The organism is Frigoribacterium sp. AP1, from assembly GCF_056680555.1.
On sequence record NZ_CM155288.1, the window covers coordinates 1,463,171 to 1,489,161 of the forward strand.

Genomic DNA, 25,991 nt, shown 5'->3' on the forward strand with positions numbered 1-25,991 from the left:
GACGGCTTGCGCGCGCCTCCTACGCGACCGATGACCTCGGTCGCGTCACCGCCGGGTGCGTCAGGGGTTGCTGGCATCGGCCAACCTCTCGACGATCGCCCGGGCGTCCGCGAGGGAGCCGGCGTTGATGGTGTCTTCCACGGTGGTCTGCGTGTAGTTCGGCAGGTCGTCGACCTGGACGTCGGTGGTCTCGTAGACGCTCGAGAGGCCGATCGGCCCGAGGCTCTGCTGGACGCCCTTGTAGATGACGACCGTGCCCCGCTCTTCTCCCACGTAGTAGTGGTCTTGGGTCCACTGGTAGGTCAGCACGAGCCCGGCGACGAGCGCGGCGACCGCCACGACGAGGGCGGTCAGCCAGGTGATGCGGCGACGGCGACGGCGTCGCTTGTCTTCGGCGATGAGCTCGGCGAGGTACTCGTCGCTCTCGGGCTCGAAGTGGCTGTCCTCCGGCGTCGTGGCGACCTTGAGCGGATGCAGCAGGATCGTCGGCAGGCGCAGGGATTTGCGGCCCGCGTCGCTGTCGAAGCTGAGGGGCGCGGCGGCCGACCCGACCGTGACGGGCTCGTCGAGGGCGGAGTCGCCCGATTCGTCGACGTCGACGATGACGACGGTCACGTTGTCGGGGGCGCCGTGGTCGAGCGTCTCTTTCACCAGGCGCCGGGCGGTCTGTTCGGCGTCGAGGCCCATGGCCAGCGCCTTCTTGATGCGCTCTTCCGCGAGGTAGCTGCTGAGGCCGTCCGAGCAGATCAGCCAGCGGTCGCCGGGCTGCGTGCCGAGGGTGGCCGTGTCGATCTCGGGGGCCGCGTCGACGTCGCCGAGCACGCGCATCAGCACGCTGCGTCGCGGGTGGACCGCTGCTTCTTCGGGCGTGATGCGACCGCTGTCGACCAGGCGCTGCACGAAGGTGTGGTCGGCGGTGATCTGGCTGAGCTCGCCCTCGCGGAACAGGTAGATGCGCGAGTCGCCGATGTGGGCGATCGCCATGCTGTCACCGACGCGGAGCATGGCGCTGACGGTGGTGCCCATGCCGGTGAGTTCTTGGTGCTCGAAGACGGTCTCGGCCAGCAGTTGGTTCGCCGCGATCAGCGACGACTGCAGCGCGAACTCGGCGTCACCCGGCGAGGTGTAGACCCGGTCGGTCTCGCGGATCCGTCGGATCGCGATGGCCGAGGCCACGTCGCCGCCCGCGTGCCCGCCCATGCCGTCGGCCACGACGAAGAGCTGCGTGCCGGCGTAGCCGCTGTCTTGGTTGTTGGACCGGATCTTGCCCACGTTGGACAGAGCGGCACTCTTGGCGTGCGTCGTCATGAGGGCCTACCGCCGGAGCTCGAAGCTCGTCTGCCCGATCGTCACGGTCGCGCCCGTGGGCACGGGGGTGGGGACCGACACGCGATCACCGGCGAGGAACGTGCCGTTGGTGGAGTCGAGGTCTTGGACGACCCAGCGGCCGTTCCAGAGCATGAGGCGCGCGTGGTGGGTCGAGGTGTAGTCGTCACGGATCACGAGGTTGCTCTCTTGCGATCGCCCGATCGTGAGCGGCCCGTCGCCGAGCGGCATCTCGAGGCCCGCCTTCGCGCCCTTGGTGATGACGAGGCGCGTCGCGCGGCCGTCACCCTGCGGGGTCGGCGCCGGCGCGGCGGGCGCGGCGCGCGGAGCGGGTGCAGGAGGCGCGGTGGCGGTCGAGCTCGCCTTGCCGGGTGTGGCGTCGGCGGGCATCTTGCGCGCCCGCTGCCCGAACAGGTCGCTTCTCAGCGCGAACACGATCACGAAGACGAACAGCCACAGGACGGCCAGGAAGCCGAAATGGAGCACCAGCAGGGTGAGGGCTGAGGTCATCGTCGGCCACCCGTCGAGTCGGGCCCGTCGAAGGGGTCGGGCGTCGATGACTGGGGGAGCACGCGGAACACGATACGCGTACGACCGATCTGGATCACCGAATCGGGCTGCAGCGGGGCCTTCGTCAGCGGGTTGCCGTTGAGCTTCGAGCCGTTCGTCGAGCCGAGGTCGCGGACCTGGGCACGTGAACCGTCCCACAGGATCTCGACGTGCTGACGGGACGTCCCCGTGTCTTGCACGGTGATGTCGGCGTCGCTGCCGCGGCCGATGATGGTGCGGGCACCGCTGAGCTCGCGGCGCTTGCCGTCGATCTCGACGAACGGTTTCCACTGCACCTCGCCGCGCAGGTTGCGCGAGTCGACGGTCATGATGCCGACGCTGAGCGAGTCGTCCTCACGCAGGCGGATGCCGAGCGGGCCGGCGAACTGGTACCCCTGGGCGGTGGCGTGGCGCTGCGTCAGCTGGGTGAGCTCGTCGATCAGGGCCGGACCGATGGCCGACATCTTGTCGTAGTCGATCGGAGCCAGGCGGACCTGCAACTCGTTGGGCACGAGGATCCGGTCACGCGAGACCACGGCGGCCTTGGTGTCGAGCTCGCGGCGCAGCGCGTTCGTGATCTCGAGTGGTTGCACGCCCGAACGGAACGTCTTGGCGAAGGCACCGTTGACGGCACGCTCCAACCCGCGTTCGAAATTGTCGAGCAGTCCCATGGGTCTCCAGGTTCGGGGTCTCTGGTCGCCCGATCTTAGCCCGAACGAGTGAAAGGTACTCACCGCTGCTCTTCCGGGCCTCTGACGCGTGCTAAAGTCTACGAGTTCGCGCGAGTGGCGGAATTGGCAGACGCGCTGGCTTCAGGTGCCAGTGCTCGAAAGGGCGTGGGGGTTCAAGTCCCCCCTCGCGCACGAACGTGAAGGCTCACCTCCGGGTGGGCCTTTTCACTTTCTCGGGCCCGCTTCCGGGCCGTTTCCGGGCCTGCTCACCGGCCCGTAGGTGCTTGGCTGGTGCGATGAGCCAGCAGAGCGGGGTCGTGTTCGATTTCGACGAGGTGCTCTTCGACGAGTTCCCGAAGGCTCCGTGGGTGCCCCGCAACCAGCGCATCGTCGTCGACTCCGACCGCCGCGTGGTGGGTCGCCGCGACGGCGTCGTGGTCAGCGTGACCGACCTGCCCCCGGTGTACGCGCACGCCGACATCGGGCCGAGGATCAGCAGCATGCAGTCCTTCGTCACCGTCGGCGACCACGTCTCGTGGATCGTCCGGACCGTCGAGGGCACGCGGTTCACCTCGTCCGCCGACGACCACGACGAGGAGGCGCGGCTCGAGATCGCGAGGGACGCCACCCTCCACGGGTTCCGCGACGACCTCGAGTGCATGGTCATCGCCGACCTGTCGGACATGCGATTCGGACAGGACCGCGAACTGACGCGCTGCCGTCTCGAGATGACCCGCGCCTCCGGGGGGCCGGTCGCCTGGGCGCTCGTCGTCGAGGGCACGGGGCGCCGGATCGAGTCGGACACGGTCGAGGCCGCGGAGTTCGTCGGCCGGCAACTCAACGACATCGCGATCGACGGCGACCCGCTCGCCCTCGAGGCCGTGCTGCCACTCTGAGGCGTTTCGGCCCGATCAGCCCGTGAGGCCGGTCACGGAGAGCCTCCGGCCGATCGCGAGGCGACGACGGCGGCGAGCCAGCCAGGGATCGCCTCGGCGGGCCGTGGGTACGACTCGAGATCGTCGAGGTACGCCTGGTCGTCGATCCAGGTGTGAGGAGCGCGGTGGTCGAAGTCGAACGAGGTGCCGAGCTTGCCGGCGGCGGTCACCCGGAAGCGGGCGCTGAACCACGTTCCGACGTCGGCTCGGTACACGAGCCGTCGGAGGTCGGAGGCGGCGGCGCCCGCCTCGTCCGTGTCGGGAGTGGACGACTCGTGACCGGCTTCGTCGAAGAAACCCACGGATGCCACCCGGACGCCGCCGACCTCGGAGAAGTCGAACTCCGCCCGGACGGAGCCTCGAGGCATCATGCGGTGGACGGCGAGACCCACCCGACGGAGGGCATCACGTTCGGTCGGCACGCGGCCGCCGTCGTCGTCGTGTTAGCTCATCGCTCGGCCCCGCCGCCACCGTCGGCTCGGCGGGCCAGGTCGTGGCGGGTCGGGGCACCGGCGAGGATGGCGGCCAGTCAGTTGGGGGTGTTCTCTGGGGTGCGGGGGAACTCGTCGAAGTCGGCGCGGTACGCCTCGGCGGCGAAAGACCCGAGCTCGGACTCGTGGTCGTAGTCGTACCTCGCACTGAGCTTCCCCCCGGCGGTGACGGTGAACACGCCCGTGAACCAGGTCCCGGCTTCGGCCTCGTTCATGACCCTCCGGAGATCGCGGGCCGCCCGGAAGACGCCACGACCGGACGAGAGAGAGGTCGAGCTGCCGTCGGCAGCATGCAACTCGATCGTGCCGGCTGTCACTCCGCCGACCACGCTGATCCGGGCGACCACTCGATCGTGGTCGCGCGGGATGACGGCATGTAGTGCTTTGCCGAGGATGCGAAGTGCGTCCCTCACGACAGGGGACCAGCAACTGAGGATATGAGGAGGAGATGCTCCCTCATGCCTACGAGCTGGAGAGAATCGGCTGTCGGCCGTCCCCCCAGGGCGAGGATGGGCGTGAAGCCGAAGCACTCATCCGAACCGGGAACGCCCAGACGAGCTCGCGCCTCCGGCCACGGAGCCCAGTCGAAGTAGTCGGGGTCGTTCAAGAAGGACTCGTACGCGGCGATGACTTTCAAGGTCGCGATCGATTTCGTGAGGATGCGGGACGTGCCCTGACGGAATTCGAGGAGGTGCAGTCGCCCGTCCAGCCAGACGAAGAGGTCACCGAGCGCCGAGGAGAACAACGGAACGCCTTGCGTGAACCCGGGGGCGACCTCTGCGAGCACGTCCAGCCATGGGGCCGGGTCGACGATCCGCAAGTAACCGTCTGCGGTGTCACCCAGGCCGTGGTCCCGCCAGAGCGCCGTCATCTCAGGAGGTACTCGTTCGGCGAACGTCTCGTGACTCGACGGCGGCATCTGCGGTCCTGAGACGAAGACGGCTTCTTCGGCCATGGGGTCGTCCTCCTGTGGTCGAGGTGAGTCGGACGTTGAGTCGTGTGCGGTACCACTCCGACTCCGGGACCGAGCCAGCCACGGAGTGGACGTGGTCATCCAACGCCGCCACCCGTGTCCGCCATCGACTGCCCAGCGACTTGTTCACGCCTGCGTGCCCGAGTCCTGTCACGTCGTCAGGCCGTCCGCCGGAGATCATACGGGGGAGTGCAGCGCGTTCTGGCCCTTGAGCCACGTGCCGACATCGAGACGAGCCTGTTCCGGGTCGACCCCGTCCAAGATCAGCTCGGTCAGACGATCTGACGCTGCGTCCTCACGCGCCGCCTGTCGCGCAGGCGAATGCGGGCGAGACGTCGACTCGTAGGCAGCGCGGTCGTCGAGGTATTCGCCGACGGTGCCCTCCTCGACCTACTCGACGACGCGAGCGTGTTCGGGGTCGTCGTCGTCCCCCGCGACCCCGCCCTGGCGGCGGGCGGTCGCGTGCCGCTCAACCGATTGACCCGGGAGTCCCGACGGGCCCAGGGCGAGCTGGTGTCCTACCTGCGCGAACGCCTGGCGAGTCACCGCGACGCGCGCTGAGGCGGCGGGCCGCGCCTGCGGCAGGGACGTGGGGCCGCGCCTCCGGCGGGGACGCGAGCCGCGCCTCCTCGTCGGACGAGCGTCAGCGCAGGGGCTCGATGAGGTGCGGGCCGTTGTTGCGGACGTTGTTCGCGTCGCGGCTCACCTCGTGCTGCACGAGGTCGTGGGCGACCTCGAACGAGTCCCGGTCGAGCAGCGTCAGCAGCTCGTCGGCGTCGAGGCCGTCGCCCAGCCAGTCGTCGTACGAGTCGCGCGTCAGGCAGGCCGGCATCCGGTCGTGCACCTCGCCCGGCGCCACGTGGGCGTCGCGCGTGATGATCGTGGTCGAGATCACCCAGCGGTCCGGGTCGTCCTCGGCCTTGGCGGGGTCGGGCCATGCGGTGACGAGGCCGGCCATGGCGAGCCCGGCGTCGGGCTGGTGCACGTAGTGCGGCTGCTTGCCGGTCTCGGTCACGACCCACTCGTAGTACCCCTGCGCGGGCACGATGCACCGGCTGGTGGCGAACGCCCGGCGGAACATGCCGCTCGTCGCCACGGTCTCGATGCGCGCGTTGATCGGCTGCGGCCGCTTCTTCAGGTCGGGGTACCACGACGGCACGAAGCCCCAGCGGGCACCGGGCAGCTGTCGCTCGCCGTGTCGCTCGCGGACGACCGGCACGACCGTCGTCGGTGCGACGTTGAAGTCGTCGGGCAGGGGCCCCAGGCCGTCGAGCAGGCTCGGCAACAGATCGGACGTGGCCCGGGCAACGACGTAGCGACCGCACATGCCGACAGTCTGCTCTTCCGCGGAGGGGCGTGACGGTGGTTCACTGTGGCCGTGGCGCCGCACGGGTCGGCGACGCGGTGAGAGGGTGGTGACCATGTCCGACGAGCAGAACCCCGTCCGCGGCTTCGTCGTCGTGGGCGTCGTGCCGAACTCGGGCGAGTCCGTGGTGGCGACCGCGGCCGACCTGGCGGCACGCTTCGGCACCGGCCTGCTGTGCGTCTCGGTCGAGCCCGACCGGCTCGCCTTCGCCGAGGGCATCGACGGCACCGTCCTGTCGTACCCCCTCGACCCCGACGACTACACCGAGACGCTCTCCTTCGACGCCGACCTGGAGGCGCGGCTGCGGCCGATCGCCTCGGCTCGCGGCGTCGAGCTGCGCACCTCGGTCGTCGCCGGCGACCCCGCCCAGTGCCTGTCGCACCTGGCCGAACAGCTCGACGCCCCCCTGATCGTCGTCGGCAGTCGCGAGGCCGGCCTGCGGGGCAGCGTCCGCGAGTTCTTCGCCGGTTCGGTCGCCCTGCACCTCAGCCACCGTCAGCACCGCCCGGTCGTCGTCGTTCCGCTGGCCCCCGTCCCCCGCAGCCAGACGCTGCCGTGGGAGGACGAGCTGTGACGCGAGGCCGCCGGTGACGGGGGCTGCGCGCCCTCGTGCCCCGTACCTCCGTCCGTCCCTGATCGCGCTCGTCGCGCTGGGCGGCGCCCTCGGGACCGCCGTGCGGGTCGGGGTGACCCTCGTGGTGCCGTCGTGGGGTGCGTTCGACACGGCGATCTTCGCGATCAACGTGGTCGGGGCGTTCGTCCTCGGCGTCCTGCTCGAGCGGCTGCTGCGCTCCGGTCCCGACGAGGGCGGGCGCCGCCGGGCCCGGCTCTTCGTGGGGACGGGTGTCCTCGGCGGGTTCACGACCTACAGCTCGCTGGCGACCGAGACCGCGCAGCTCGCCGGGGCGGGCGGCGGCGACCTCGCCGTCGCCGGGCTCTACGGGCTGCTCAGCCTGGTGCTCGGGGTGCTCGCCGCGGCGGCGGGCATCCGGGTCGGCGCACGTCTCGCCGGGCGCGCCTCGTGAGTCCGCTGCTCGTCGTCGCCGTCGCGGCGGCCGGCGGGATCGGTGCCGCCGTGCGCTTCGTCGTCGACGGCCTCGTCAAGGATCGCCTGGGCACGGCCTACCCGTGGGGCACGACCGTCATCAACGTGTCGGGCTCGTTCGCTCTGGGACTGCTGACCGGCCTCGCCCTGCAGGCGGTCGTCGCGCCCGAGTGGAAGGCCGTGCTCGGCACCGGTCTGCTCGGCGGGTACACGACGTTCAGCACCGCGAGCGTCGAGACCGCTCGACTGCTGGCCACCGGTCGACGCGGGGCCGCGGTCGCGAACGGCCTGGGCATGCTCGTCGCGTGCGTCGGCGTCGCGTCCCTCGGCCTGTGGCTCGGCTCGCTGGCCTGACTGGATCGGCTCGCATCCAGCGCCCGGTCAGGCGTGCGTCTCGCGCTCGTGCCCCGCGTGGTCGGCCGGCTCGAGCTGGAACGTCGCGTGCTCGACCGAGAAGTGGGCGGCGAGGCACCGGTCGAGGGCGTCCAGGGTCTCGTCGACCTTCATGTCGCAGAACACCTCGCGTTCGACGACGACGTGCGCCGAGAAGACGGTCGCGCCGCTGGTGATCTGCCAGGCGTGCACGTCGTGCGCCGAGACGACGCCCGGGGTGTCGCCGATGTGCGCGCGGACCGATTCGAGGTCGATGTCGCCCGGTGCCGACCCGAACAGCACCCGGATCGCCTCGCGCAGCAGCGACCAGGCCCTCGGCACGATCATCGCCGCGATGATCAGCGACCCGACCGAGTCGGCCTGCGTGAAGCCCGTGGTCAGCACGACGACGGCGGCCACGACGACGGCCGCCGAGCCGAGCAGGTCGCCGAGCACCTCGAGGTAGGCCCCGCGCATGTTGATGGAGTGCGTCGCCCCGCCGCGCAGCACGAGCAGTGCTGCGACGTTCGTGGCCCCGCCGACCAGGCCGACGACCAGCATGGGCAGACCGAGCACCTCGTGCTCGCCGACCGCCACGAGGCGGGACACGGCGGCGACGGCGACCGAGAGCGACACGGCGAGCAGCACGAGGCCGTTGACGAACGCCGCGAACACCTCGGCCCGCCGGTAGCCGTAGGTCTGCCGGCCGCTCGCGGGGCGGGCGGCGACGATCGTGGCCACGAGCGCGACGACCAGCCCGGCCAGGTCGGAGAGCATGTGCCCCGAGTCGGCGAGCAGCGCGAGCGAGCCCGAGAGCCAGGCGCCGACCAGCTGGGCGACGAGGCCCAGGGCGACGATCGCGATCGCGAGGCGCAGCCGTCGTCCGTCGGCGGCGACGTGTCCGTGTCCGTGGTCGTGGCCCATGGGCGCCTCTCGTCGGGGTGGAGGTCGGGGGGAGGTCGGGGGTGGCGGATCGGGGTGGCGATCGGCCCGCCGGATCGGCCCGCCGGGGTGTCGGGCCGGCGTCGAATCTACCGGCGCCCGTCGGCGACGGCCACCGATCCCGGTAGTCGATAACGAGTCTCGATCCCCGCAACGACGCCGATCGGGGCGCATCCGGCGGACGAGGAGGCGCGGGTCGGCCCCGCCTGGGAGCCGCACCCACCGCGCATGGTTCAGTGAGGGATGACCGACTCGACCGAGACCTCGTCCGCCTCCGTGGGGGAGCCCGCCCGCGCCTCCTCGCCGCTCGTCGCCGTGACGGGCGCGACGGGTGCGGTCGGCGGCATCGTGGCGCTCCACCTGTCGGAGCGGGGCGTGCCGTTGCGGCTCGTCGTGCGCGACGCCGCCCGCGCGCCCCGGCTCGACGGCGCCGAGGCCGAGGTCGCCGTCGCGACCTACGGCGACCGGGCCGCCTCCGTCGAGGCGCTGCGCGGGGTCGAGACCCTGTTCATGGTGTCGGCGGCCGAGGCGCCCGACCGCGTCGACCAGCACCGTGCGTTCGTCGACGCCGCCGTCGAGGCGGGCGTGCGGCACGTGGTCTACACGTCGTTCGCCGGCGCGTCGGCCGACTCGGTGTTCACACTCGGGCGGGACCACTTCGCGACCGAGCAGCACATCCGCGAGTCGGGTCTGGCCTTCACGTTCCTGCGCGACAACTTCTACCTGGACTTCATCCCGCTGTTCGCGGACGAGCAGGGCGTCATCCGCGGCCCGGCCGGCGACGGGCGTGTGGCCGCGGTGGCCCGGGCCGACGTCGCGGCCGTGGCGGCCGTCGTGCTGCTCGACCACGAGTCGCACGCCGGGGTGACCTACGACCTGACCGGGTCGGAGGCGTTCACCCTGACGGAGGCGGCCGCACGCCTCACCGCCCTCGGTGGGCGGCCGTTCACGTTCGTGGACGAGACGGTCGACGAGGCCTACGAGTCCCGCCGCGTCTTCGAGCCCGAGCCCTTCCAGGCGGACGCCTGGGTCAGCACCTACACGTCGATGGCGTCGGGCGAGGTGGCGCAGGTGACGTCCTCCGTGCGCGACCTGACCGGACGCGACCCGCTGACGCTCGAGGTGCTCTTCGCCGGAGGCGTGCGGGACTGACCTCGCCCGTCGGACCCCAGGGGGCGTCCGCCCGGTCGGCTCAGGGCACGCGCCGCGACGACAGCACGCCGCTGACGCCGAGCACGACGACCGCCGCCGCGACGCCGATCATCGGGATCTGCCAGTTGCCGCTGACGTCGTGCAGCCCGCCGATCGCGAGCGGGCCGAGTGCCGCGATGGCATACCCGCCGCCCTGGACGAGGGCCGACAGGCGCCGTGCCTCGACGTCGGTCGACGCCATGCGCACGATGACGATGAAGATGATCGTGATCCCGCCGCCCTGCGCGGCCCCGCCGAAGATCGACCAGAGCAGCCAGTGCTCGGGGGCGAAGAGCAGGCCGAGCGGCATGGCCGACCAGAACACGGCGATGAGACCGATGACGACCGCGGGTCGCACCCGCAGCGCGAGGAACGGCACGCCGAGCGCACCCACCACGGCGAGGATCTGGAAGACCGACGAACTCGCTCCGGCCGCCTCACGGGTCAGCCCGACCTCGTCGCGCAACAGCGTCGGCATCCAGGCCGTGAGCCCGTAGTAGCCGAACGCCTGGCCCGAGAAGGCCAGCGTCAGGCCCCAGGTGGTCCACCGACGCAGCAGCGGGGTGGCGCTGCGTCGGCGTTCGCGCGCATCGGCCTCGGCTTCACCGGGCTCGACCACGTCGATGCCGCCGGTGAAGACGTCGGTCGCCGAGGAGGCGCGGTGCCGGTCGTCGACGTCGGCCTGCGACCCCGGCACCACGGCCACGCTACCGCCGAGCACCGCCACGCGGGGGCCCACGGCGATCGACCAGACCACCGCGGCCAGGACGGCGAGCAGTCCCCAGGTGACGAGGGCCAGGGGCCACCCGACGACGGAGGCGATCGGAGCCGTGGCCAGCGAGGTGATCATCGACCCGACGTTGAGGGCCGACGTGTAGATGCCGGTGACGAAGCCGGCCCGCTCGGGGCTGAAGTCGCGGCGGATGACGACGGGCAGCACGACGTTGCCGATCGTGATCGCGACGCCGATCACGATCGTGCCGACGTAGAGCCAGACCGTGCCGCCGGCCGTGCGCAGCAGGGTGCCGAGCAGAACGCCCGCGAGCCCGAGGGTGACGGCGCGTTCGGCGCCGATCCGGCCGATCAGGGCCGAGGCGAACGGGCTCGCCACGGCGAAGCAGAGCACGGGGATGCTGGTGAGCAGCCCGGCGACGACCGCCGTGAGGCCGAGGTCTGCGCTCATCTGGTCGAGCACGGGGGCCGGGGCCACGATCGGCCCACGCATGTTGAGGGCGATCAGCACGATCGCGAGGGTGAGCAGCCAGGCGGCGGGCGACCGCACGGCGGCTGCGGCGCGGGTCACGCGGCGCCGCGCAGCAGGGAGACGCCCAGCAGGTCGGCCACCTCGTCGACGTCCGCCGCGACGGCGACCGCGCCCACGTGCTCGTCGGGCTCGCCGTAGCCCCAGCCGACCAGGATCGTGGGCACGCCGTGCACCGCCGCCCCCTCGACGTCGTGGTGGCGGTCGCCGAGCAGCACGGGACGCGAGAGGTCGGCACCGCGCGCCCGCAGGCGCTTCAGGGCTTCTTCGACGACGTCAGCCTTGGTGTTGCGCACCTCGTCGTCGGAGGCACCGGTGATGACGTCGAGGTACCGGTCGAGTCCGTGCGCCCGCAGGATCGCGGTGGCCGGGGTCTCGGGCTTCGAGGTGGCGGTCGACGTGGGGATGCCGGCCGCGTGCACGGCCGCCATGAGGTCGGGCACGCCCGGGAAGACCTCGCCCTCGAGGGCGCCGTTCGCCAGGTAGTGCGCGCGGTAGAGCCGCATGGCGTCGACGAGGCGCTCGCCGCCGAGCCCGAGGCGCACCTCGAAGCTCTGCGGCAGGGGCGGGCCGACCCAGGCCATGAGCTCGGCGGCGGAGGGCACCGGCAGGCCGAGTTCGCCGATCGTGTGGGCGAGGCTGGCGGTGATCGCGGGCGCCGAGTCGGCGATGGTGCCGTCGAGGTCGTAGAGGACGGCCGTGTAGGGGAGAGTCATCGCCCCCAGCTTACGGATCGGGCGTCAGCGCGGGACGGCCCGGAGCGGCCAGGTCGCCACCGCCGGCACCGCGTCTCGGGTCGACGGAGGCGACACGGTCTCGAACGACCACATCGGGTCGTCGAGGCCCCGGGCCAGGGACTCGAAGAGCGGGGTCGCCTCGCGTTCGGCGGTCAGGGTGTCGAAGATCGGTGAGGTCACGGGTCGCTCCTGCGGTCGAAGGGGGTCGTAGGAGGAATATAACCCTGAAATGTGAGTATCACAAGACTTCGGGGGCTCGATCAGAACAGGCGCGAGTGCGAGTCGTCCAGGCCGCGCATGGCGTCGTAGTCGAGCAGCAGGGTGCGGATGCCCCGGTCGTGGGCCAGCGTGCGGGCCTGCGGTTTGATCTCTTGTGCGGCGAACACCCCGGTCACGGGGGCGAGGTGTGGGTCGCGGTTCATCAGTTCGAGGTACCTCGTGAGTTGCTCGACCCCGTCGATGTCGCCGCGACGCTTGAGTTCGACGGCCACGGCGGCCCCCTTCGCGTCGCGGGCGAGGATGTCGACCGGCCCGATCGCGGTCATGTACTCGCGGCGGACGAGGGTGTGGCCGTCGCCGAGCAGGTCGATCTGTTCGGCCAGCAGCTTCTGCAGGTCGGCCTCGACGCCGTCCTTGGTCAGACCCGGGTCGACGCCCATCTCGTGGGACGAGTCGTGCAGGACCTCGTGGATCGAGACCACGAGGATGTCGGCCGTCTTCGCCTGGGTGACCTTCCACAGCTCGACGACGCCGGCCTCGCGTTGGTCGTCGTCGGGTTCGACCGTGCGGATCGTGCAGGGCGGGCTCATCCAGTTCAGGGGCTTGTAGCTGCCGCCGTCGGAGTGGACGAGCAGGCTGCCGTCGCTCTTGACCATGAGGAGGCGCGTGGCCAGGGGTAGGTGGGCGGACAGTCGACCGGCGTAGTCGACCGAACAGCGGGCAATGACGAGACGCACCCGACGATCCTACGGGGCGGCGAGAACGGCCCTCCATCGTGGTGTTGACAGGCATTCATATGTGAAATACATTCATGACAGATGGTCGGCAGGACGACCATCGAGACGCGTCCAGGAGGAACGATGCCCAACCCGATGCCCGCCACGACCCGGCCGCTGCGGGGGACGACCCACGACACGGCCGAGCTGCTGCTCGTCGACCTGGCCACGGCACGCTACGCACCCGGCGACTCCCTCGACGTGGACACCATCGTGCGGGAGCACCGGGTCACCCCCGGCGAGGTGCACCTCGCCCTCTTCGAGCTGAGGCGCATGAAGGTCGTGGTGCGTGCTCCGTTCAGCGGGGCCCACGTCGTCGTCTGGCACCGGCGGTTCAACGAGGTGCTGCTGCGAGACCTCGTCCGCATGATCTCCGTGGCGTCGACGAAGGCGACCTCGCTCGAGGACGTCCCCGAGCCCGGCGTGCGCCGACCGGCCTGCACGGCCCACGGGCTGGCCCTGCCCGCGGACGTCGCGCACTTCCTCGACCTCGCGCGGGCGATCGTGCAGGTGCTCTCGCCGGCCGCCCGTCAGCACGTGCTGGACGACCTGCTGCTGCCGCTCGAGATCCTCTGCAGTGCGAGGGCCGTCGCGGTGCACGACATGCGGCCCGCCCTCGGCGAGACCGTCCGCGGCGCGATCGTCGACCTCATGGAGGCCGCCGCGCACTACGGCGACTGGGCGCAGCTGCCGGGCCTCGCGTCCGACTACGTCACCGCCCTGGGCGTCGACGAACCGCCCGTCCGACCCGTCGACTGACAACGCACCGACCGTCACCAGCCACCCCGGGGGGCCGTCCGGCCCCGTCGGCTAGGCTGCGGCAGCATGAGCCGGGCAGAGGGCGACGTCGCCGCCAGGCCGACCCTCGCGTCGGTCGCGCGAGTCGCCGGGGTCAGCGCGAGCACCGCCTCCCTGGCCTTCAGCGGCACCGGCCCCGTGTCGGACGAGACCCGTGCGCGGGTGCTCGCCGCCGCCGACGAACTCGGCTACGCCGGGCCGGACCCGCGGGCGAGGTCGTTGCGCCGCGGGCGCTCCGGCATCGTCGGGGCCGTCCTCGAGTCCACCCTCAGCACGGCCTTCCGCGACCCGATCAACGTCGCGATGCTCGACGGCATCGCCGACGTGACGGGTCCGGCCGACAACTCGCTGCTGCTGCTCACCGAGAGCGAGGGCGAACGTTCCCGCCTGCTCGACGCCCCGGTCGACGCGGTCGTGCTGTTCGGCTGCAGCACCCGCCTCGACGAGTCCGTGTCGATCATGCGGCGGCGCGGCATCCCCGTCGTCTCGATCGAGGCCCCACCGACCGAGGGCGTGCTCGACATCGCCGAGGACAACGTCGGTTCGTCCCGACTGCTGGCGCAGCACCTGCACGACCTCGGCCACCGACGCGTCGCGGTCGTCGCGCTCGAACTGGGCCCCGGCCGGTCGACGGGCGGCCACGACGACGAGCTGACCGACGAGCGCGTGGGCCGGGGCACCTCGTGGCCGACCCTCGAGCGGCTGCGGGGGACCCGCCAGGTCTTCCCCGGCGTGGGCGGCCTGGCGACCAGGGGCAGCTGGACCAGCGAGGGGCACCGTGCGGGTCTGCGTTTGCTCGACGTGCCCGAGGCCCGGCGTCCGACGGCGATCGTGGCGCAGAGTGACCTGCTCGCGTCGGGCGTCATCGCGGCCGCGGACGACCTGGGGCTGTCGGTGCCGGGCGACCTGAGCGTCGTCGGCTACGACGGCGTGCGGCTCGACGACCCGCGAGCCGCCGACCTCACGACGGTCGTCCAGCCCGCGGTCGAGAAGGGCCGCGCGGCCGGTCGCGCGGTGCTCGCGCTGCTCGCGGGGGAGCCAGCGGTCGGGACGACCTTCACCAGCGTCTTCCGCCCCGGCTCGACGACGGGTCCGCCCGCGCGCTGACGCCGCGCCGGAGCAGGGGCGCCGGGCGGCGCGACGCTCAACGCGCGCCGACCACCATCCACCGGTCGGTGCGGGCCCGCAGTCCGAGCGTGACCGCCCGCGCCCCGATGTACCCGAGGCCGAACGCGAGCCAGAGCGCGACCGCACCCGACGTCGTGGTGCCGACCCGCGCCTCCACCGGGAGCAGCACCGCGAGGTAGGCGAGCACGCTGACGACCGACGCGATCGCGAGGTAGCGGGCGTCGCCCGCGCCGAGCAGCACGCCGTCGAGCACGAACACGAAGCCGGCGAGCGGGATGCCGACCGCCATCGCGACGACCACCGACGGCAGCAGCGCCTGCACGCCCGGGTCGGGGCTGAAGACGGGCGCGAGCACCGGCGCGAGCAGGGCCAGGACGGCGCCCAGCACCACGCCGCCGCCCACGCCGAGGAGCATCAGCCGTCGCGTGATCGCCCGCACCCGCTCGCGGTCGCCCTGCCCGAGGGCGTGGCCGACCATCGCCTGCCCCGCGATCGCGAGGGCGTCGAGGGCGAAGGCCAGGGTGCTGAAGAGGGTGAGCGCGACCTGGATGGTGGCCAGGCCGGTGACCCCCGAGGAGGCGGCGGCCGCGACGGTCGCGAGGAGCGCGGCCCGCAGACCCGCGTTCCGCACGAGCAGCCAGCCGCCCGCCTGCGCGGTGCGACCGACCCCGGCGAGCCCCGGACGGAGGTCGGCGCCGACGGCCCGGGCCGCCCGCAAAGCGATCACCACGTAGACGGCGGCCATGCCCCACTGCGCGACGACGGTGCCGGCCGCAGAGCCGGCGATGCCCCAGTCGAAGCCGTAGAGGAACAGCGCGTTGAGGCCGGCGTTCGCGGCGAAGCCGACGGTGGCGACGACGAGGGGCGTCCGGGTGTCCTGCAGCCCGCGCAGCAGGCCCGTCGCGGCGATCACGAGCAGCATGCCGGGCAGGCCGAGCAGCGAGACGGAGAGGTACGTCGTGGCGGCCGCGGCGACCTCGTCGGCCACGCCGAAGAGGCCCACGAGCGGCTCGGCGGCGACCGCGCCCGACCCCGCGACGACGATGCCGACGAGCAGCGCGAACCACATGCCGTCGACCCCGGCCCGGATCGCGCCCCGCTGGTCGCCGGCCCCCAGTCGCCGTGCGACCGTCGGGGTGGTCGCGTAGGCGAGGAAGATCAGCAGCCCGAGGGCCGTCTGCAGGATGACGCTCGCCACCCCGAGCCCCGCGAGCGGCACCGAGCCGAGGTGGCCGACGAGGGCGGTGTCGGTGAGCAGGAAGAGCGGCTCGGCCACGAGCGCTCCCAGCGCCGGCACGGCCAGGCGGAGGATCTCGCGGTCGAGGGGCGAGCGGAGGCGCACGCTCAGTCGGTGCCCCGGAGCCGACCCAGCCCGTTCATCACGTGGAACACCACGATGGCCGCGACCGTGCCGAGGATGATGCCGCCGAAGCTCGCACCTCCGAGGGCCAGGGTGAAGTCGGCGATGCCCATGATCAGCGCGACGCCGGCGGTCAGCTGGTTCTTCGGGCGGCTGAAGTCGACCTCGTTCTCGACCCAGATGCGGATGCCGATCACGCCGATGAGCCCGTAGAGCGCCGTCGTGACGCCGCCGAGCACCCCCGGCGGGATGGTGAAGATGACGGCGCCGATCTTGGGCGACAGCCCGAGCAGGATCGCCACGACGCCGGCGACCCAGTAGGCGGCGGTCGAGAAGACACGGGTGGCGCTCATCACGCCGATGTTCTCGCCGTAGGTGGTGGTGGCCGAGCCGCCGCCGAGGCCCGCGATGACCGTGCTGAGGCCGTCGGCGAAGAGGGCCCGGCCGGTCAGCGGGTCGAGGTTGCGCTTGGTCAGCTGGCCGACGCCCTTGACGTGGCCGACGTTCTCGGCGATCAGGGCGAGCACGACGGGCAGGAAGCCGAGGTAGATCGGCAGCTGCCCGAGGTCGAAGGCGGGGGCCGTGAAGGTCGGCAGGCCCACCCACGGAGCGGCCGCGACGGCGCTGTAGTCGACGGCGCCCGCGATCACGGCGGCGACGTAGCCGACGACGACGCCGACGAAGATCGACAGGCGGCCGAGCAGGCCCTTGAAGAGCACGGCGCTCAGCACGACCGCGGCGAGGGTGATCAGGGCGATGCCCGGCGAGAGCGCGAAGTTGTCACGGGCGGCCGGGGCCAGGTTGAAGCCGATCAGGGCGACGATCGAGCCGCTGACCACCGGGGGCAGCAGGGCGTCGATCCAGCGGGTGCCCGCGAGGTTCACGACCACGCCGATCACGGCGAGCAGGGCGCCGACGACGATGATGCCGCTGAGCGCGAGGGGGATGCCGCCCACGTCGGTGGCGGCTGCGATCGGGGCGAGGAAGGCGAACGACGAGCCCAGGTAGCTGGGCAGCCGGTTCTTCGTGATGATCAGGAAGAGCAGGGTGCCGATGCCGGAGAAGAACAGCGTCGTGCTCGGCGGGAACCCGGTGATGATCGGCACGAGGAAGGTCGCACCGAACATGGCGACGACGTGCTGGCCGCCGAGGCCGATCGTGCGCGGCCAGCTGAGCCGCTCCTCCGGGGCCACGATCTCGGTCGGGTCGACCGTCTTGCCGTCGCCGTGCAGTGCCCAGGGGAGTGCCATGCCGAGAACTGTACTGGGGGTGCCGTTTCCTCCGTGTTTCCTGGGACGGCCTCGTCAGCCCGGGCCGCAGCGGGCCCGGCCCGGCCCGCCGTCGTGGGCCTCACCTAGGCTGACGAGCATGACCAGCGACGCACTGAGCAGCGGAATCCAGACCGACGAACTCGACCCGGCGGTCCGCCCGCAGGACGACCTCTTCCGGCACGTCAACGGCGCGTGGATCGACCGCACCGAGATCCCCGACGACAAGGCGCGCTACGGCTCCTTCTACCTCCTCGCCGAAGAGGCCGAGAAGGCCGTCCGCGAGATCGTGATCGAGTCGCAGTCCGCCGTACCCGGCACCGAGGCCCGCAAGGTCGGCGACCTCTTCACCAGCTTCACCGACGAGGAGCGCATCGAGGCGCTCGGCGCCGCACCCCTCGAACCGCTCCTGGCCGAGGTGGACGGGGTGACCGACGTGACCTCGTTCACGCGCCTCCTGGGCTCGCTCGAGAAGCAGGGCATGCCGAGCGTCGTGCAGCTCTTCGTCGACAACGACCCGGGCGACCCCGAGCGCTACGTCGTCTTCGTCGAACAGGGCGGCCTCGGCCTGCCCGACGAGTCGTACTACCGCGACGAGAAGTTCGAATCCGTGCGGACCGCCTACCGGGCGTTCGTCGAGGAGATGCTCGGGCTCGCCGGCCTCGACGACGCCTCGGCCCGCGCCGACCGCGTGATCGAGCTCGAGACCTCCCTCGCCTCGCACCACTGGAGCAACGTCGCCACCCGCGACAGCGACAAGACCTACAACCTGCTGCCCTGGGCCGAGTTCGACGCGCTCGCCGAGGGGGTCGACCTGACGGCCTGGCGGGACGCCGTCGGCGGCCCGGCCGGCGTCTTCGACGAGCTCGTCGTGCGCGAGCCGTCGTTCGTGACCGGCCTGGCGACGTTGCTGACCGACGACCGCGTCGACGCCTGGCGCGACTGGCTGCGCTGGCAGATCGTCCGCTCGACGGCCGCCTACCTGTCGACGCCCTTCGTCGAGGCGAACTTCGGCTTCTACGGTCGCACCCTCACCGGCACCCCGGTGCAGCGCGCCCGCTGGAAGCGCGGTGTCTCGCTCGTCGAGGGCGCCCTCGGCGAGGCCGTCGGCCGCATCTACGTCGAGCGGCACTTCGCACCCGAGGCCAAGACCGCGATGGACGTCCTCGTCGCCCACCTCGTCGAGGCCTACCGTCAGAGCATCACGGGTCTCGAGTGGATGACCGACGAGACCCGTGCCCGGGCCCTCGACAAACTCGAGAAGTTCACGCCCAAGATCGGTTTCCCCTCGACCTGGCGCGACTACTCCGCCCTGTCGATCGACCCCGCCGACCTGGTCGGCAACGTGCGTGCCACCGCCGCCTTCGGCTTCGACCGCGAGCTGGGAAAGATCGGCAAGCCGCTCGACCGCGACGAGTGGTTCATGACGCCTCAGACCATCAACGCGTACTACAACCCGGGCATGAACGAGATCGTCTTCCCCGCGGCGATCCTGCAGTTCCCGTTCTTCGACGAGAACCGTGACGCCGCCGCCAACTACGGAGCCATCGGCGCCGTCATCGGCCACGAGATCGGCCACGGCTTCGACGACCAGGGCTCGAAGTACGACGGCGACGGCAAGCTGACCGACTGGTGGACCCCCGCCGACCGCGAGGCCTTCGAGAAGCTCACCTCGTCGCTCATCGCGCAGTACGACGCCCTCGCCCCGAAGCAGGTTCCCGACCACCACGTCAACGGCGCTCTCACGATCGGCGAGAACATCGGCGACCTCGGTGGGCTCTCGATCGCCTGGAAGGCCTACCTCATCTCGCTCGACGGCGCCGAGCCGCCCGTGATCGACGGGCTGACCGGTGCCGAGCGGTTCTTCCTCAGCTGGGCGCAGGCCTGGCAGATCAAGCTGCGCGACGAAGAGGCGATCCGCCTCATCTCGATCGACCCGCACTCGCCGAACGAGTTCCGCTGCAACCAGATCGTGCGCAACATCGATGAGTTCTACACGACCTTCGGCGTCACCGAGAGCGACGCCCTGTGGCTGCCGGTCGAGGAGCGCGTCACGATTTGGTAGGTCCGGGGCCCGGGCGCCGCGCCCGACGCGAGAACGCCGACGGCGCCGACCACGAGCCGCGTCACGGCGGCGGTCGCGCGCTCGAGTCGTTCTCGTCGTCGTTCGCGGCCCTGGGCGACCTGGCCCTCGCGGGAGGTCAGGTCTCGGCCTCGGTCGGTGACCTCGACTCGGGCGCCGACCTGCTGAGCGTCGACGAGCACCTGGCGTTGCCGGTCGGGCAGCTCGGTGCCGTCCTGCTGCTGATCGAGGTGTCGGCCCGCATCGAGGACGGCACGCTGCGCCCGCTCGACGAACTCGACCGACCGGGAGACCCCGGCGACCAGGGGCCCGGCGGTCTCTGGCCCTACCTCCGCCGGACGAGCCTCCCGGTGACCGACGCGGCGACGCTCGTCGGTGCCTTCCGCGACGCTGCGGCGATCGACGCGCTCATCGGTCGGGTCGGCTTGGCCGCGGTGCGGGCACGGGGCGAGTCGCTCGGGCTCACGAAGACGGCCCTCCTCGACGTGACGCGGTCGTCGCGCGGCCCCGACGACGCGCCCGCGCTCGCCGTCGGCTCGGCCCACGAGCTGGCCGGCCTGATGGTGTCCCTGGCCCGCGGCGAGGTCGTCGACCGCGCCGTCTCGAACCGGGTTCTCGGCTGGCTGTCGCTGGGTGCCGACACGTCGCTCGTCGCCGCACCGTTCGGTCTCGATCCGCTCGGACACCGACGACTCGACCACGACCTCCAGATCGTCCACACGACCGGCGGCGACCCGGGGGTGCGCTCCGAGCTCGGGGTGCTGCGCGGACCGCACCGCAGCGTGGCGTACTGCGTGATCGTCACGTTCGACGACCTGACGCTCGCCCACCGCCTCCGTGCTCTCGACGCCCTGCGGGCCGTGGGCACCGACGCTCTCGAGTACGTGCACTGAGCGGCGCCACGAGCCGAGCCGAGCCGAGCCATGCCGTGCCGGGCCGGGCCGTGCCGCGCGTCGGTCAGTCGACCAGGTCGAGCCCTCGCAGGCGTTCGAGCGTCGCGACCCCGGCCGGCGGGCACCGGTCGGCGTCGGCCGAGGTCACCCAGTGCACCGCGCCGACCTCGGCGGCGGGAGCGGGCTCGGGGCTCGTCGCCGCGAGCTCGGCGGCGAAGACCGTCATGGCGACCTGTCGGCCCTCGGGCTCGCCGTGAGCCTGCGTCACGACCGTGAACAGCTCGGCCACGGTCGCCGGGTCGAGTTCGACGCCGACCTCTTCGCGTGATTCTCGGACCAGCGCCTCGGCCGCGGTCTCGCCGGCCTCGAGCTTGCCGCCCGGCAGGTAGAGCACGTCACGACCCCGAGCCGTGACCATCAGCATCCGCCGGTCACGGACGAGGGCGAGCGCGCTGACGACGATGGTGTCCATCAGGCCATCCTCGGGCACGGTGGCCGAGCTCTCGACCTCGCGCCGTCGAGAGACGGTCAGCCCGCCGAGGCCTGACGCTCGTCGTCGACGGCGCGCAACGTCGAGGACGAGGAGGCGCGGCGTGCGTCGGTCACGCCGAACAGCGCCTCGAGACCGTCGCGGAACTCGTCGCCGCGGCCCTCGCGGGCCAGCTCGCGCGCCCGGACGGAGGGGGTGTGCAGCAGGACGCCGGCGAGGTGTCGCAGGGCCGACTCGGTGCGCTCGGACGAGTCGCCGCGTGACCGCGCGCGCTCGATCTCGGCGTCGAGCAGGTCGAAGACGTGCTTGCGCAGCGCGACGACCGACGGGGTGAGCGACTGCTCGGCGGCGACGGCCTGGAACTCGGCGGCCGCCGACGTGACGAGGGCGCGGGCGTCGTCGGCCGCACTGAGCTGGGGCAGCGGGGCGTGCAGGCTGATGGTCTCGAGGTCGAGCAGCTCGACTCCCTCGACGCCCGAGACGAGCGGGTCGACGTTGCGGGGCAGGCCGAGGTCGATCACGAGGCGACGACCGCCCGGGCGGACGACGTCGCGGGTCACGACCGGCTCGGTGGTCGAGGTGCAGGTGATCAGCACGTCGCTCCAGGCGACGGCGGTGGCGAGGTCGTCGTAGGGGGTCGCGGCGTGCTTGAGGCCGAACCACTCGGCGCGGCCCGAACCCGAGTAGACGGCGAGCTGGTCGGCGCCGCGGTCGCGGAGCGCCGCCACGGTGGTGGCCGCGTACTGGCCGGTGCCCACGATGAGGACGCGCGCCTCGGACCAGTCGGTCACGCGTGAGGACGCCAGTTCGAGGGCGAGGCGCACGAGTGAACGACCCGCGCCTCCGACGTTCGTCTGGTTCTTGATGCCGCGCGAGGTCTGCGACGCTTTCTGGAAGAGGCGCTCGAGGTCGCGCGAGGTGGTGCCGTCGTGGCGGGCGCGTTCGAGCGAACGGCGCACCTGGCCCGAGATCTCGTCCTCGCCGACGACGACCGACTCGAGGCCCGAGCTGACGGCGAACAGGTGCTCGACGACCTCGTCGCCGGTGATGACCCGCACGCTGTCGCGCAGGTCGTCGGGCTCGACGCCGCTGGCCGTGCTCATGGTCTCGATCGTGGCCTCGACGGCCAGGGCGCTGCCCGCGGTGAGGGGCTCGTCGACGTCGAGGTAGGCCTCGAAACGGTTGCAGGTCGCGAGCACGACCGCGCCGCTGACGAAGTCGCTGCCGTCGACCAGGGTGCCCGCCGCCGAGGGTGCGCCAATGCTCAGCCTCTCGAGGAGGTCGAAGCTGGCGTTCTGGTGGGACGCCGTGAGGCAGATGAGCACTGAGTGATCCTAACTCTGATCGGCGTTTTCGGCTGGGCGTTGACTCGACGTCGAGTGGCCGGGAATGCATCCTGGCAGTTGCAACTTGCAACACTGGTGTCGGCGTCCGCATTCCGGACGGCGGCGCGCACCGCATCGACGAAGGAGAACACCATGACCTCGACCACCAGCATCCAGTGGCAGCTCGTCGCCCGCCCGCACGGCGAGCCCACCCCCGACGACGTCGCCCGGGTCGAGGTGACCCTGCCCGAGCTCGCCGACGGCGAGGTGCGCGTGCAGAACGAGTTCCTCTCGGTCGACCCCTACATGCGCGGTCGCATGAACGACGTGAAGTCGTACATCCCGCCCTTCGCGCTCGGCGAGACCATGACCGGCGGTGCCGTCGGCCGCGTCGTCGAGTCCCGTTCGGACGACCTGCCGGTCGGCACCGTCGTGCTGCACGACCAGGGCTGGCGGGACGTGGCCCAAGGAGGCGCGGCCGCCTTCCGCGCCGTGCAGCCCGTCGACGGCGTGCCGCTGTCCGCGTACCTGGGCGTGCTCGGCCTCACCGGCCTCACGGCGTACGTCGGCCTCACCGAGATCGCCGGCATCCGCGAGGGCGACGTCGTCTTCGTCTCGGGCGCCGCCGGGGCCGTCGGCACCATGGTCGGCCAGATCGCCCGCCTCAAGGGAGCCTCGCGGGTGATCGGCAGCGCCGGCTCGGCCGAGAAGGTCGAGCTACTCACCTCGAAGTACGGCTTCGACGCCGCCTTCAACTACCGCGACGGCGACGTCTCCGAGCTGCTCGCCGAGGCCGCGCCCGACGGCATCGACCTCTACTTCGACAACGTCGGCGGCGACCACCTGTCGGCCGCCCTCGCCTCGTTCCGCACCGGCGGCCGCGCCGCGCTCTGCGGCTCGATCGCGAACTACAACTCGACCGGCGCCCCGGTCGGCATCACCGGCATGACCAACATGGTCACCCGCGGCCTCACGATGAAGGGCTTCACGCTGGGCGACTACCGCCACCTCGCACCCGCCTTCCAGGCCGAGATGGGCCCCTGGCTCTCCGCCGGCGACGTCGTGTACGACGAGACCGTCGTCGAGGGCGTCGACAACGCGTTCGACGCCTTCACCGGGCTGATGCGCGGTGCCAACGTCGGGAAGATGGTCGTCGCGGTCTCCTGACCCGCGCCTCCTCGGCCGCTCCCGCGTTCGAGGCGACCCGACCGGGACGGTCTCGCCGAGGCGGGGCCGGCGGCGGGTCGCCTCGACGTGACGTCCAGCGGGCGATGGGACAATCGACCCCGTGACCCAGACCTCCGCCCTGCCCGAGCAGCACCCGCTGGCCGCCGGCCTCACGACGCGTTCACCGTTGGTCCGCGCGTTGCGCGGCGACCGGCCCGAGACGCTGCCGGTGTGGTTCATGCGCCAGGCGGGGCGCTCGCTGCCCGAGTACCGCGAGCTGCGCGTCGGCACCAAGATGCTCGACGCCTGCCTCACGCCCGACCTGGCGAGCGAGATCACGCTGCAGCCCGTCCGCCGTCACGGCGTCGACGCGGGCATCTTCTTCAGCGACATCGTCGTGCCGATCAAGCTGGCCGGCGTGGCGGTCGACATCGTCCCGGGGCGCGGGCCGGTGCTCGAGACGCCGATCCGCACGGCGGCCGACGTCGCGGCCCTCCGACCCGTCGATCCGGAGGCGCTGGCCCCGATCGCCGCGGGCGTCGCCCAGACCGTCGCGCAGCTCGGCAGCACGCCGCTGATCGGGTTCGCCGGTGCGCCCTTCACGCTCGCCGCCTACCTCGTCGAGGGCGGGCCGTCGAAGGACCACATCCGCGCCCGGGCCCTCATGCACAGCGACCCCGAGACCTGGGACGCCCTGCTGACCTGGGCCGCCGACGTGACCGGCGCCTTCCTGCGGGCCCAGGTGCTCGCGGGTGCGAGCGCCGCCCAGTTGTTCGACTCGTGGGTCGGGTCGCTGTCGCTGGCCGACTACACCGCGCACGTCGCCCGCCACTCGGCCCGGGCGCTGTCGCACGTCGCCGACCTCGACGTGCCCCGCATCCACTTCGGCGTGGGCAGCGGCGAGGTGCTGGCCGCCATGCGCGACGTCGGCACCGACGCCGTCGGCGTCGACTGGCGCATCCCGCTCGACGAGGCCTCCCGTCGCCTCGGCGGTTCGACCCCGGTGCAGGGCAACATCGACCCGGCCATGCTCCAGGCGCCCTGGGCCGTGCTCGAGGCGCACGTCCGCGACGTGGTCGAGCGTGGTCGGTCGGCCCCGGCGCACGTCCTCAACCTCGGCCACGGCGTCAGCCCCGACACCGACCCCGACGTGCTCACCCGCATCGTCGAGCTCGCCCACACGCTGTGACCCCGCCCGTCGTCACCCCGGGCGCCGTCGTCGACGTCGCCGTGGTGGGCGGCGGCATGGGCGGCATCGTGCTCGCCAGGGATCTGGCCGCCGCCGGGCTGAGCGTCGTCCTGTTCGAGGCGTCCGACCGTCTCGGCGGCGAGGTCTCGCGACACGTGGTCGCCGGCATCGCGCTCGACGCCGGGGCCGAGAGCTTCGCGACCCGTGGCGGCACGGTCGCCGGTTTCGCCACCGAACTCGGCCTCGGCGACGACATCGTCCTGCCCGACCCGCGCGGTGCCTGGCTGCACGAGGCCGACGGCGAGTCCTTCCCGATCCCGCGCACGGGGTTGCTCGGCATCCCCGGCGACCCGTCCGCCGCCGACGTCCGCGCCGTCGTCGGCGAGGCCGGGGTGAGGCGCGCGCTCGACGACGCCGAGCTGCCCGCCGACGTCGGGTCGGACGAGACCACCCTGGGTGGTCTCGTCCGCGCCCGCATGGGCGAGGCCGTCGTCGACCGGCTCGTCAGCCCCATCGTCTCGGGCGTCCACTCGCTCCACCCCGACCTCCTCGCCGTCGACCGCGTCGCCCCCGGACTGCGCTCGGCCCTGCAGCGCGAGGGCAGCCTCGCCGCCGCCGTGCTCGGGCTGCGGGCCCTGGCCCCGGCCGGTTCGGCGGTTGCGGGCATCCGCGGCGGCCTCGCGCGCCTCGTCGACCCGATCGTCGCCGACCTCGAGCGGCTCGGCGTCGACGTCCGCCTCGGCATCCGCGTGCGCTCGATCGACGAGACGAGCGTCGAGACCACCGGCGGTGAGCACGTCCGGGCGAGACAGGTCGTGCTGGCCGTGGGGGACCACGACGCGGTGGCCCTGACGACCCGCGCCTCCTCGGTGCCGCCCGGGGCGATCACCCTCGCGACCCTCGTCGTCGACCGGCCCGAGCTCGACGCGGCGCCCCGGGGCACGGGCGTGCTCGTCGCCCCCGGCTCGACCGGCCTGCGCGCCAAGGCACTCACCCACGCGACCGTCAAGTGGAGCTGGCTGGCCGACCTCGCCGGGGGACGCCACGTGCTGCGGCTCAGCTTCGACTCACCCGTCGTCGACCGTGGCACGCCCGACGCCGAGGTGCGCGACGCGGCGCTCGCCGACGCCTCGACCCTGCTCGGCGTCGACCTCGCCGAGCGCCACCTGGTCGGCTTCGGCCGGGCCACCTGGGACGCCCCGCGCCGGGCCAAGGCGGCGGCCGTCACCGAGCCCGTGGTCGAGGTCGTGCAGGCAGGAGGCGCGGTGGCGGGACGTGGGCTCGCCGCGATCGTCGCCCACTCGCGTCGTCAGGCCGCCACCCTGGTGGCGGCGCTCTCGTCGCCCCCGTCCCGCGACTGAGGCCCCGGGGTCGGTCGGCTTCGGTCCGGCGCGGGCGTCGGGCAGCCGCCTCGGGCTACATTGGGGGGACGTGTG

The 25,991-nt window shown here is 72.3% G+C and carries 30 protein-coding genes and 1 tRNA gene; 14 read left to right on the forward strand and 17 right to left on the reverse strand.

What is annotated here, in order from left to right; translation table 11 throughout:
- Window positions 1–60: 60 nt before the first annotated feature.
- From AC1MBW_RS06985 to AC1MBW_RS06995, 3 genes are read right to left on the reverse strand one after another with little or no spacing between them, the layout of a single operon-like run.
- Window positions 61–1,308 carry a PP2C family protein-serine/threonine phosphatase gene (locus AC1MBW_RS06985; RefSeq protein ID WP_480025940.1) on the reverse strand — a complete coding sequence of 416 codons (1,248 nt, stop codon included), beginning with the start codon at window positions 1,306–1,308 and terminating at the stop codon, window positions 61–63.
- A gap of 6 nt (window positions 1,309–1,314) precedes the next feature.
- The gene (locus AC1MBW_RS06990; RefSeq protein ID WP_071257455.1) at window positions 1,315–1,836 is read right to left on the reverse strand and encodes an FHA domain-containing protein FhaB/FipA; all 522 of its coding nucleotides are present in this window, start codon (window positions 1,834–1,836) and stop codon (window positions 1,315–1,317) included.
- Complete coding sequence (locus AC1MBW_RS06995) at window positions 1,833–2,546, reverse strand: FhaA domain-containing protein (protein WP_054145701.1); 714 nt, start codon at window positions 2,544–2,546, stop codon at window positions 1,833–1,835. The genes AC1MBW_RS06990 and AC1MBW_RS06995 overlap by 4 nt, the downstream gene beginning before the upstream one ends.
- A 108-nt stretch (window positions 2,547–2,654) precedes the next feature.
- On the opposite strand from AC1MBW_RS06995, the gene AC1MBW_RS07000 reads away from it, so the two are divergent.
- Window positions 2,655–2,738 (forward strand) — tRNA-Leu (locus tag AC1MBW_RS07000).
- Between the two features lie 104 nt (window positions 2,739–2,842).
- Window positions 2,843–3,442, forward strand: coding sequence for a hypothetical protein (locus AC1MBW_RS07005; RefSeq protein ID WP_480025941.1), 600 nt, complete (start codon window positions 2,843–2,845; stop codon window positions 3,440–3,442).
- 32 nt (window positions 3,443–3,474) lie between these two features.
- Here AC1MBW_RS07005 and AC1MBW_RS07010 read toward each other — a convergent pair whose 3' ends face one another.
- The 4 genes from AC1MBW_RS07010 to AC1MBW_RS07025 form a co-directional block, all read right to left on the reverse strand.
- Entirely contained in the window at window positions 3,475–3,903 is a 429-nt protein-coding gene (locus tag AC1MBW_RS07010) for a hypothetical protein (protein ID WP_480025942.1), read from the reverse strand.
- Between the two features lie 107 nt (window positions 3,904–4,010).
- On the reverse strand, window positions 4,011–4,385 hold the full coding sequence (locus AC1MBW_RS07015; RefSeq protein ID WP_480025943.1) for a hypothetical protein: 375 nt from the start codon (window positions 4,383–4,385) through the stop codon (window positions 4,011–4,013).
- Entirely contained in the window at window positions 4,382–4,927 is a 546-nt protein-coding gene (locus AC1MBW_RS07020; protein ID WP_480025944.1) for a T6SS immunity protein Tdi1 domain-containing protein, read from the reverse strand. Before AC1MBW_RS07020 ends, AC1MBW_RS07015 begins: the two co-directional genes overlap by 4 nt.
- On the reverse strand, window positions 4,845–5,126 hold the full coding sequence (locus AC1MBW_RS07025; protein ID WP_480025945.1) for a polymorphic toxin type 15 domain-containing protein: 282 nt from the start codon (window positions 5,124–5,126) through the stop codon (window positions 4,845–4,847). Before AC1MBW_RS07025 ends, AC1MBW_RS07020 begins: the two co-directional genes overlap by 83 nt.
- 227 nt (window positions 5,127–5,353) lie before the next feature.
- Here AC1MBW_RS07025 and AC1MBW_RS07030 point away from each other — a divergent pair, with 227 nt between their 5' ends.
- Window positions 5,354–5,506 (forward strand): hypothetical protein, encoded by a 153-nt coding sequence (locus AC1MBW_RS07030; protein ID WP_480025946.1) that lies wholly within the window; start codon window positions 5,354–5,356, stop codon window positions 5,504–5,506.
- A gap of 82 nt (window positions 5,507–5,588) precedes the next feature.
- Here AC1MBW_RS07030 and AC1MBW_RS07035 read toward each other — a convergent pair whose 3' ends face one another.
- Window positions 5,589–6,272 (reverse strand): SOS response-associated peptidase, encoded by a 684-nt coding sequence (locus AC1MBW_RS07035; protein ID WP_480025947.1) that lies wholly within the window; start codon window positions 6,270–6,272, stop codon window positions 5,589–5,591.
- A gap of 94 nt (window positions 6,273–6,366) precedes the next feature.
- On the opposite strand from AC1MBW_RS07035, the gene AC1MBW_RS07040 reads away from it, so the two are divergent.
- The 3 genes from AC1MBW_RS07040 to crcB are packed head-to-tail and all read left to right on the forward strand — an operon-like array spanning window position 6,367 to window position 7,710.
- A complete protein-coding gene (locus tag AC1MBW_RS07040) occupies window positions 6,367–6,885 on the forward strand; it encodes a universal stress protein (RefSeq protein ID WP_480025948.1) in 519 nt (172 codons plus the stop codon).
- A 13-nt stretch (window positions 6,886–6,898) separates the two neighbouring features.
- Entirely contained in the window at window positions 6,899–7,336 is a 438-nt protein-coding gene (locus tag AC1MBW_RS07045) for a fluoride efflux transporter FluC (RefSeq protein WP_480025949.1), read from the forward strand.
- Window positions 7,333–7,710, forward strand: coding sequence for a fluoride efflux transporter CrcB (gene crcB, locus AC1MBW_RS07050; protein ID WP_480025950.1), 378 nt, complete (start codon window positions 7,333–7,335; stop codon window positions 7,708–7,710). The genes AC1MBW_RS07045 and crcB overlap by 4 nt, the downstream gene beginning before the upstream one ends.
- Before the next feature lie 27 nt (window positions 7,711–7,737).
- Here crcB and AC1MBW_RS07055 read toward each other — a convergent pair whose 3' ends face one another.
- Window positions 7,738–8,652, reverse strand: coding sequence for a cation diffusion facilitator family transporter (locus AC1MBW_RS07055; RefSeq protein WP_054145693.1), 915 nt, complete (start codon window positions 8,650–8,652; stop codon window positions 7,738–7,740).
- 261 nt (window positions 8,653–8,913) lie between these two features.
- On the opposite strand from AC1MBW_RS07055, the gene AC1MBW_RS07060 reads away from it, so the two are divergent.
- The gene (locus AC1MBW_RS07060; RefSeq protein WP_480025951.1) at window positions 8,914–9,822 is read left to right on the forward strand and encodes an SDR family oxidoreductase; all 909 of its coding nucleotides are present in this window, start codon (window positions 8,914–8,916) and stop codon (window positions 9,820–9,822) included.
- 40 nt (window positions 9,823–9,862) lie between these two features.
- On the opposite strand, the gene AC1MBW_RS07065 is transcribed toward AC1MBW_RS07060, so the two are convergent.
- From AC1MBW_RS07065 to nucS, 4 genes are all read right to left on the reverse strand, one after another.
- The gene (locus AC1MBW_RS07065; RefSeq protein WP_054147448.1) at window positions 9,863–11,164 is read right to left on the reverse strand and encodes an MFS transporter; all 1,302 of its coding nucleotides are present in this window, start codon (window positions 11,162–11,164) and stop codon (window positions 9,863–9,865) included.
- On the reverse strand, window positions 11,161–11,838 hold the full coding sequence (locus AC1MBW_RS07070; protein WP_480025952.1) for an HAD hydrolase-like protein: 678 nt from the start codon (window positions 11,836–11,838) through the stop codon (window positions 11,161–11,163). The genes AC1MBW_RS07065 and AC1MBW_RS07070 overlap by 4 nt, the downstream gene beginning before the upstream one ends.
- A 24-nt stretch (window positions 11,839–11,862) precedes the next feature.
- Window positions 11,863–12,039 carry a hypothetical protein gene (locus AC1MBW_RS07075; RefSeq protein WP_161805567.1) on the reverse strand — a complete coding sequence of 59 codons (177 nt, stop codon included), beginning with the start codon at window positions 12,037–12,039 and terminating at the stop codon, window positions 11,863–11,865.
- An 80-nt stretch (window positions 12,040–12,119) separates the two neighbouring features.
- A complete protein-coding gene (nucS, locus tag AC1MBW_RS07080; RefSeq protein ID WP_054147450.1) occupies window positions 12,120–12,815 on the reverse strand; it encodes an endonuclease NucS in 696 nt (231 codons plus the stop codon).
- Between the two features lie 123 nt (window positions 12,816–12,938).
- On the opposite strand from nucS, the gene AC1MBW_RS07085 reads away from it, so the two are divergent.
- Complete coding sequence (locus tag AC1MBW_RS07085) at window positions 12,939–13,613, forward strand: hypothetical protein (RefSeq protein ID WP_480025953.1); 675 nt, start codon at window positions 12,939–12,941, stop codon at window positions 13,611–13,613.
- A gap of 66 nt (window positions 13,614–13,679) precedes the next feature.
- Window positions 13,680–14,759: a LacI family DNA-binding transcriptional regulator gene (locus AC1MBW_RS07090; protein ID WP_480025954.1), complete on the forward strand. Its 1,080-nt coding sequence runs from the start codon at window positions 13,680–13,682 to the stop codon at window positions 14,757–14,759.
- A gap of 37 nt (window positions 14,760–14,796) precedes the next feature.
- On the opposite strand, the gene AC1MBW_RS07095 is transcribed toward AC1MBW_RS07090, so the two are convergent.
- Both AC1MBW_RS07095 and AC1MBW_RS07100 read right to left on the reverse strand, forming a co-directional pair.
- Complete coding sequence (locus AC1MBW_RS07095; protein ID WP_480026086.1) at window positions 14,797–16,128, reverse strand: MATE family efflux transporter; 1,332 nt, start codon at window positions 16,126–16,128, stop codon at window positions 14,797–14,799.
- Window positions 16,125–17,390, reverse strand: a complete 1,266-nt coding sequence (locus AC1MBW_RS07100; protein WP_480025955.1) for a uracil-xanthine permease family protein — start codon at window positions 17,388–17,390, stop codon at window positions 16,125–16,127. The genes AC1MBW_RS07095 and AC1MBW_RS07100 overlap by 4 nt, the downstream gene beginning before the upstream one ends.
- A gap of 118 nt (window positions 17,391–17,508) precedes the next feature.
- On the opposite strand from AC1MBW_RS07100, the gene AC1MBW_RS07105 reads away from it, so the two are divergent.
- Together AC1MBW_RS07105 and AC1MBW_RS07110 are read left to right on the forward strand one after the other, a co-directional pair.
- On the forward strand, window positions 17,509–19,473 hold the full coding sequence (locus AC1MBW_RS07105) for a M13 family metallopeptidase (protein WP_480025956.1): 1,965 nt from the start codon (window positions 17,509–17,511) through the stop codon (window positions 19,471–19,473).
- On the forward strand, window positions 19,467–20,384 hold the full coding sequence (locus AC1MBW_RS07110) for a serine hydrolase (RefSeq protein WP_235451126.1): 918 nt from the start codon (window positions 19,467–19,469) through the stop codon (window positions 20,382–20,384). Before AC1MBW_RS07105 ends, AC1MBW_RS07110 begins: the two co-directional genes overlap by 7 nt.
- Window positions 20,385–20,448: 64 nt before the next feature.
- On the opposite strand, the gene AC1MBW_RS07115 is transcribed toward AC1MBW_RS07110, so the two are convergent.
- Entirely contained in the window at window positions 20,449–20,856 is a 408-nt protein-coding gene (locus AC1MBW_RS07115; RefSeq protein WP_054147455.1) for an NUDIX hydrolase, read from the reverse strand.
- A 56-nt stretch (window positions 20,857–20,912) separates the two neighbouring features.
- Entirely contained in the window at window positions 20,913–22,199 is a 1,287-nt protein-coding gene (locus tag AC1MBW_RS07120; RefSeq protein ID WP_480025957.1) for a glutamyl-tRNA reductase, read from the reverse strand.
- Window positions 22,200–22,352: 153 nt separating this feature from the next.
- Here AC1MBW_RS07120 and AC1MBW_RS07125 point away from each other — a divergent pair, with 153 nt between their 5' ends.
- The 3 genes from AC1MBW_RS07125 (at window position 22,353) to AC1MBW_RS07135 (ending at window position 25,916) form a co-directional block, all read left to right on the forward strand.
- On the forward strand, window positions 22,353–23,366 hold the full coding sequence (locus AC1MBW_RS07125; RefSeq protein ID WP_054147457.1) for an NADP-dependent oxidoreductase: 1,014 nt from the start codon (window positions 22,353–22,355) through the stop codon (window positions 23,364–23,366).
- A 121-nt stretch (window positions 23,367–23,487) separates the two neighbouring features.
- Window positions 23,488–24,555: a uroporphyrinogen decarboxylase gene (gene hemE / locus AC1MBW_RS07130; protein WP_480025958.1), complete on the forward strand. Its 1,068-nt coding sequence runs from the start codon at window positions 23,488–23,490 to the stop codon at window positions 24,553–24,555.
- Window positions 24,552–25,916, forward strand: a complete 1,365-nt coding sequence (locus AC1MBW_RS07135) for a protoporphyrinogen/coproporphyrinogen oxidase (protein ID WP_480025959.1) — start codon at window positions 24,552–24,554, stop codon at window positions 25,914–25,916. The genes hemE and AC1MBW_RS07135 overlap by 4 nt, the downstream gene beginning before the upstream one ends.
- Window positions 25,917–25,991 lie beyond the last annotated feature (75 nt).

Excerpts from the sequence above, each read along its gene's own strand:
- AC1MBW_RS07040 (WP_480025948.1), top strand. The coding sequence starts at position 6,367 with ATGTCCGACGAGCAGAACCCCGTCCGCGGCTTCGTCGTCGTGGGCGTC.
- AC1MBW_RS07025 (WP_480025945.1), bottom strand. The coding sequence starts at position 5,126 with ATGATCTCCGGCGGACGGCCTGACGACGTGACAGGACTCGGGCACGCA.
- AC1MBW_RS07070 (WP_480025952.1), bottom strand. The coding sequence starts at position 11,838 with ATGACTCTCCCCTACACGGCCGTCCTCTACGACCTCGACGGCACCATC.
- AC1MBW_RS07100 (WP_480025955.1), bottom strand. The coding sequence starts at position 17,390 with ATGGCACTCCCCTGGGCACTGCACGGCGACGGCAAGACGGTCGACCCG.
- AC1MBW_RS07060 (WP_480025951.1), top strand. The coding sequence starts at position 8,914 with ATGACCGACTCGACCGAGACCTCGTCCGCCTCCGTGGGGGAGCCCGCC.
- AC1MBW_RS07115 (WP_054147455.1), bottom strand. The coding sequence starts at position 20,856 with ATGGACACCATCGTCGTCAGCGCGCTCGCCCTCGTCCGTGACCGGCGG.
- AC1MBW_RS07055 (WP_054145693.1), bottom strand. The coding sequence starts at position 8,652 with ATGGGCCACGACCACGGACACGGACACGTCGCCGCCGACGGACGACGG.
- AC1MBW_RS07125 (WP_054147457.1), top strand. The coding sequence starts at position 22,353 with ATGACCTCGACCACCAGCATCCAGTGGCAGCTCGTCGCCCGCCCGCAC.
- AC1MBW_RS07005 (WP_480025941.1), top strand. The coding sequence starts at position 2,843 with ATGAGCCAGCAGAGCGGGGTCGTGTTCGATTTCGACGAGGTGCTCTTC.
- AC1MBW_RS06990 (WP_071257455.1), bottom strand. The coding sequence starts at position 1,836 with ATGACCTCAGCCCTCACCCTGCTGGTGCTCCATTTCGGCTTCCTGGCC.
- AC1MBW_RS07090 (WP_480025954.1), top strand. The coding sequence starts at position 13,680 with ATGAGCCGGGCAGAGGGCGACGTCGCCGCCAGGCCGACCCTCGCGTCG.
- AC1MBW_RS07035 (WP_480025947.1), bottom strand. The coding sequence starts at position 6,272 with ATGTGCGGTCGCTACGTCGTTGCCCGGGCCACGTCCGATCTGTTGCCG.
- AC1MBW_RS07020 (WP_480025944.1), bottom strand. The coding sequence starts at position 4,927 with ATGGCCGAAGAAGCCGTCTTCGTCTCAGGACCGCAGATGCCGCCGTCG.
- AC1MBW_RS07105 (WP_480025956.1), top strand. The coding sequence starts at position 17,509 with ATGACCAGCGACGCACTGAGCAGCGGAATCCAGACCGACGAACTCGAC.
- AC1MBW_RS06985 (WP_480025940.1), bottom strand. The coding sequence starts at position 1,308 with ATGACGACGCACGCCAAGAGTGCCGCTCTGTCCAACGTGGGCAAGATC.
- AC1MBW_RS07085 (WP_480025953.1), top strand. The coding sequence starts at position 12,939 with ATGCCCAACCCGATGCCCGCCACGACCCGGCCGCTGCGGGGGACGACC.
- AC1MBW_RS06995 (WP_054145701.1), bottom strand. The coding sequence starts at position 2,546 with ATGGGACTGCTCGACAATTTCGAACGCGGGTTGGAGCGTGCCGTCAAC.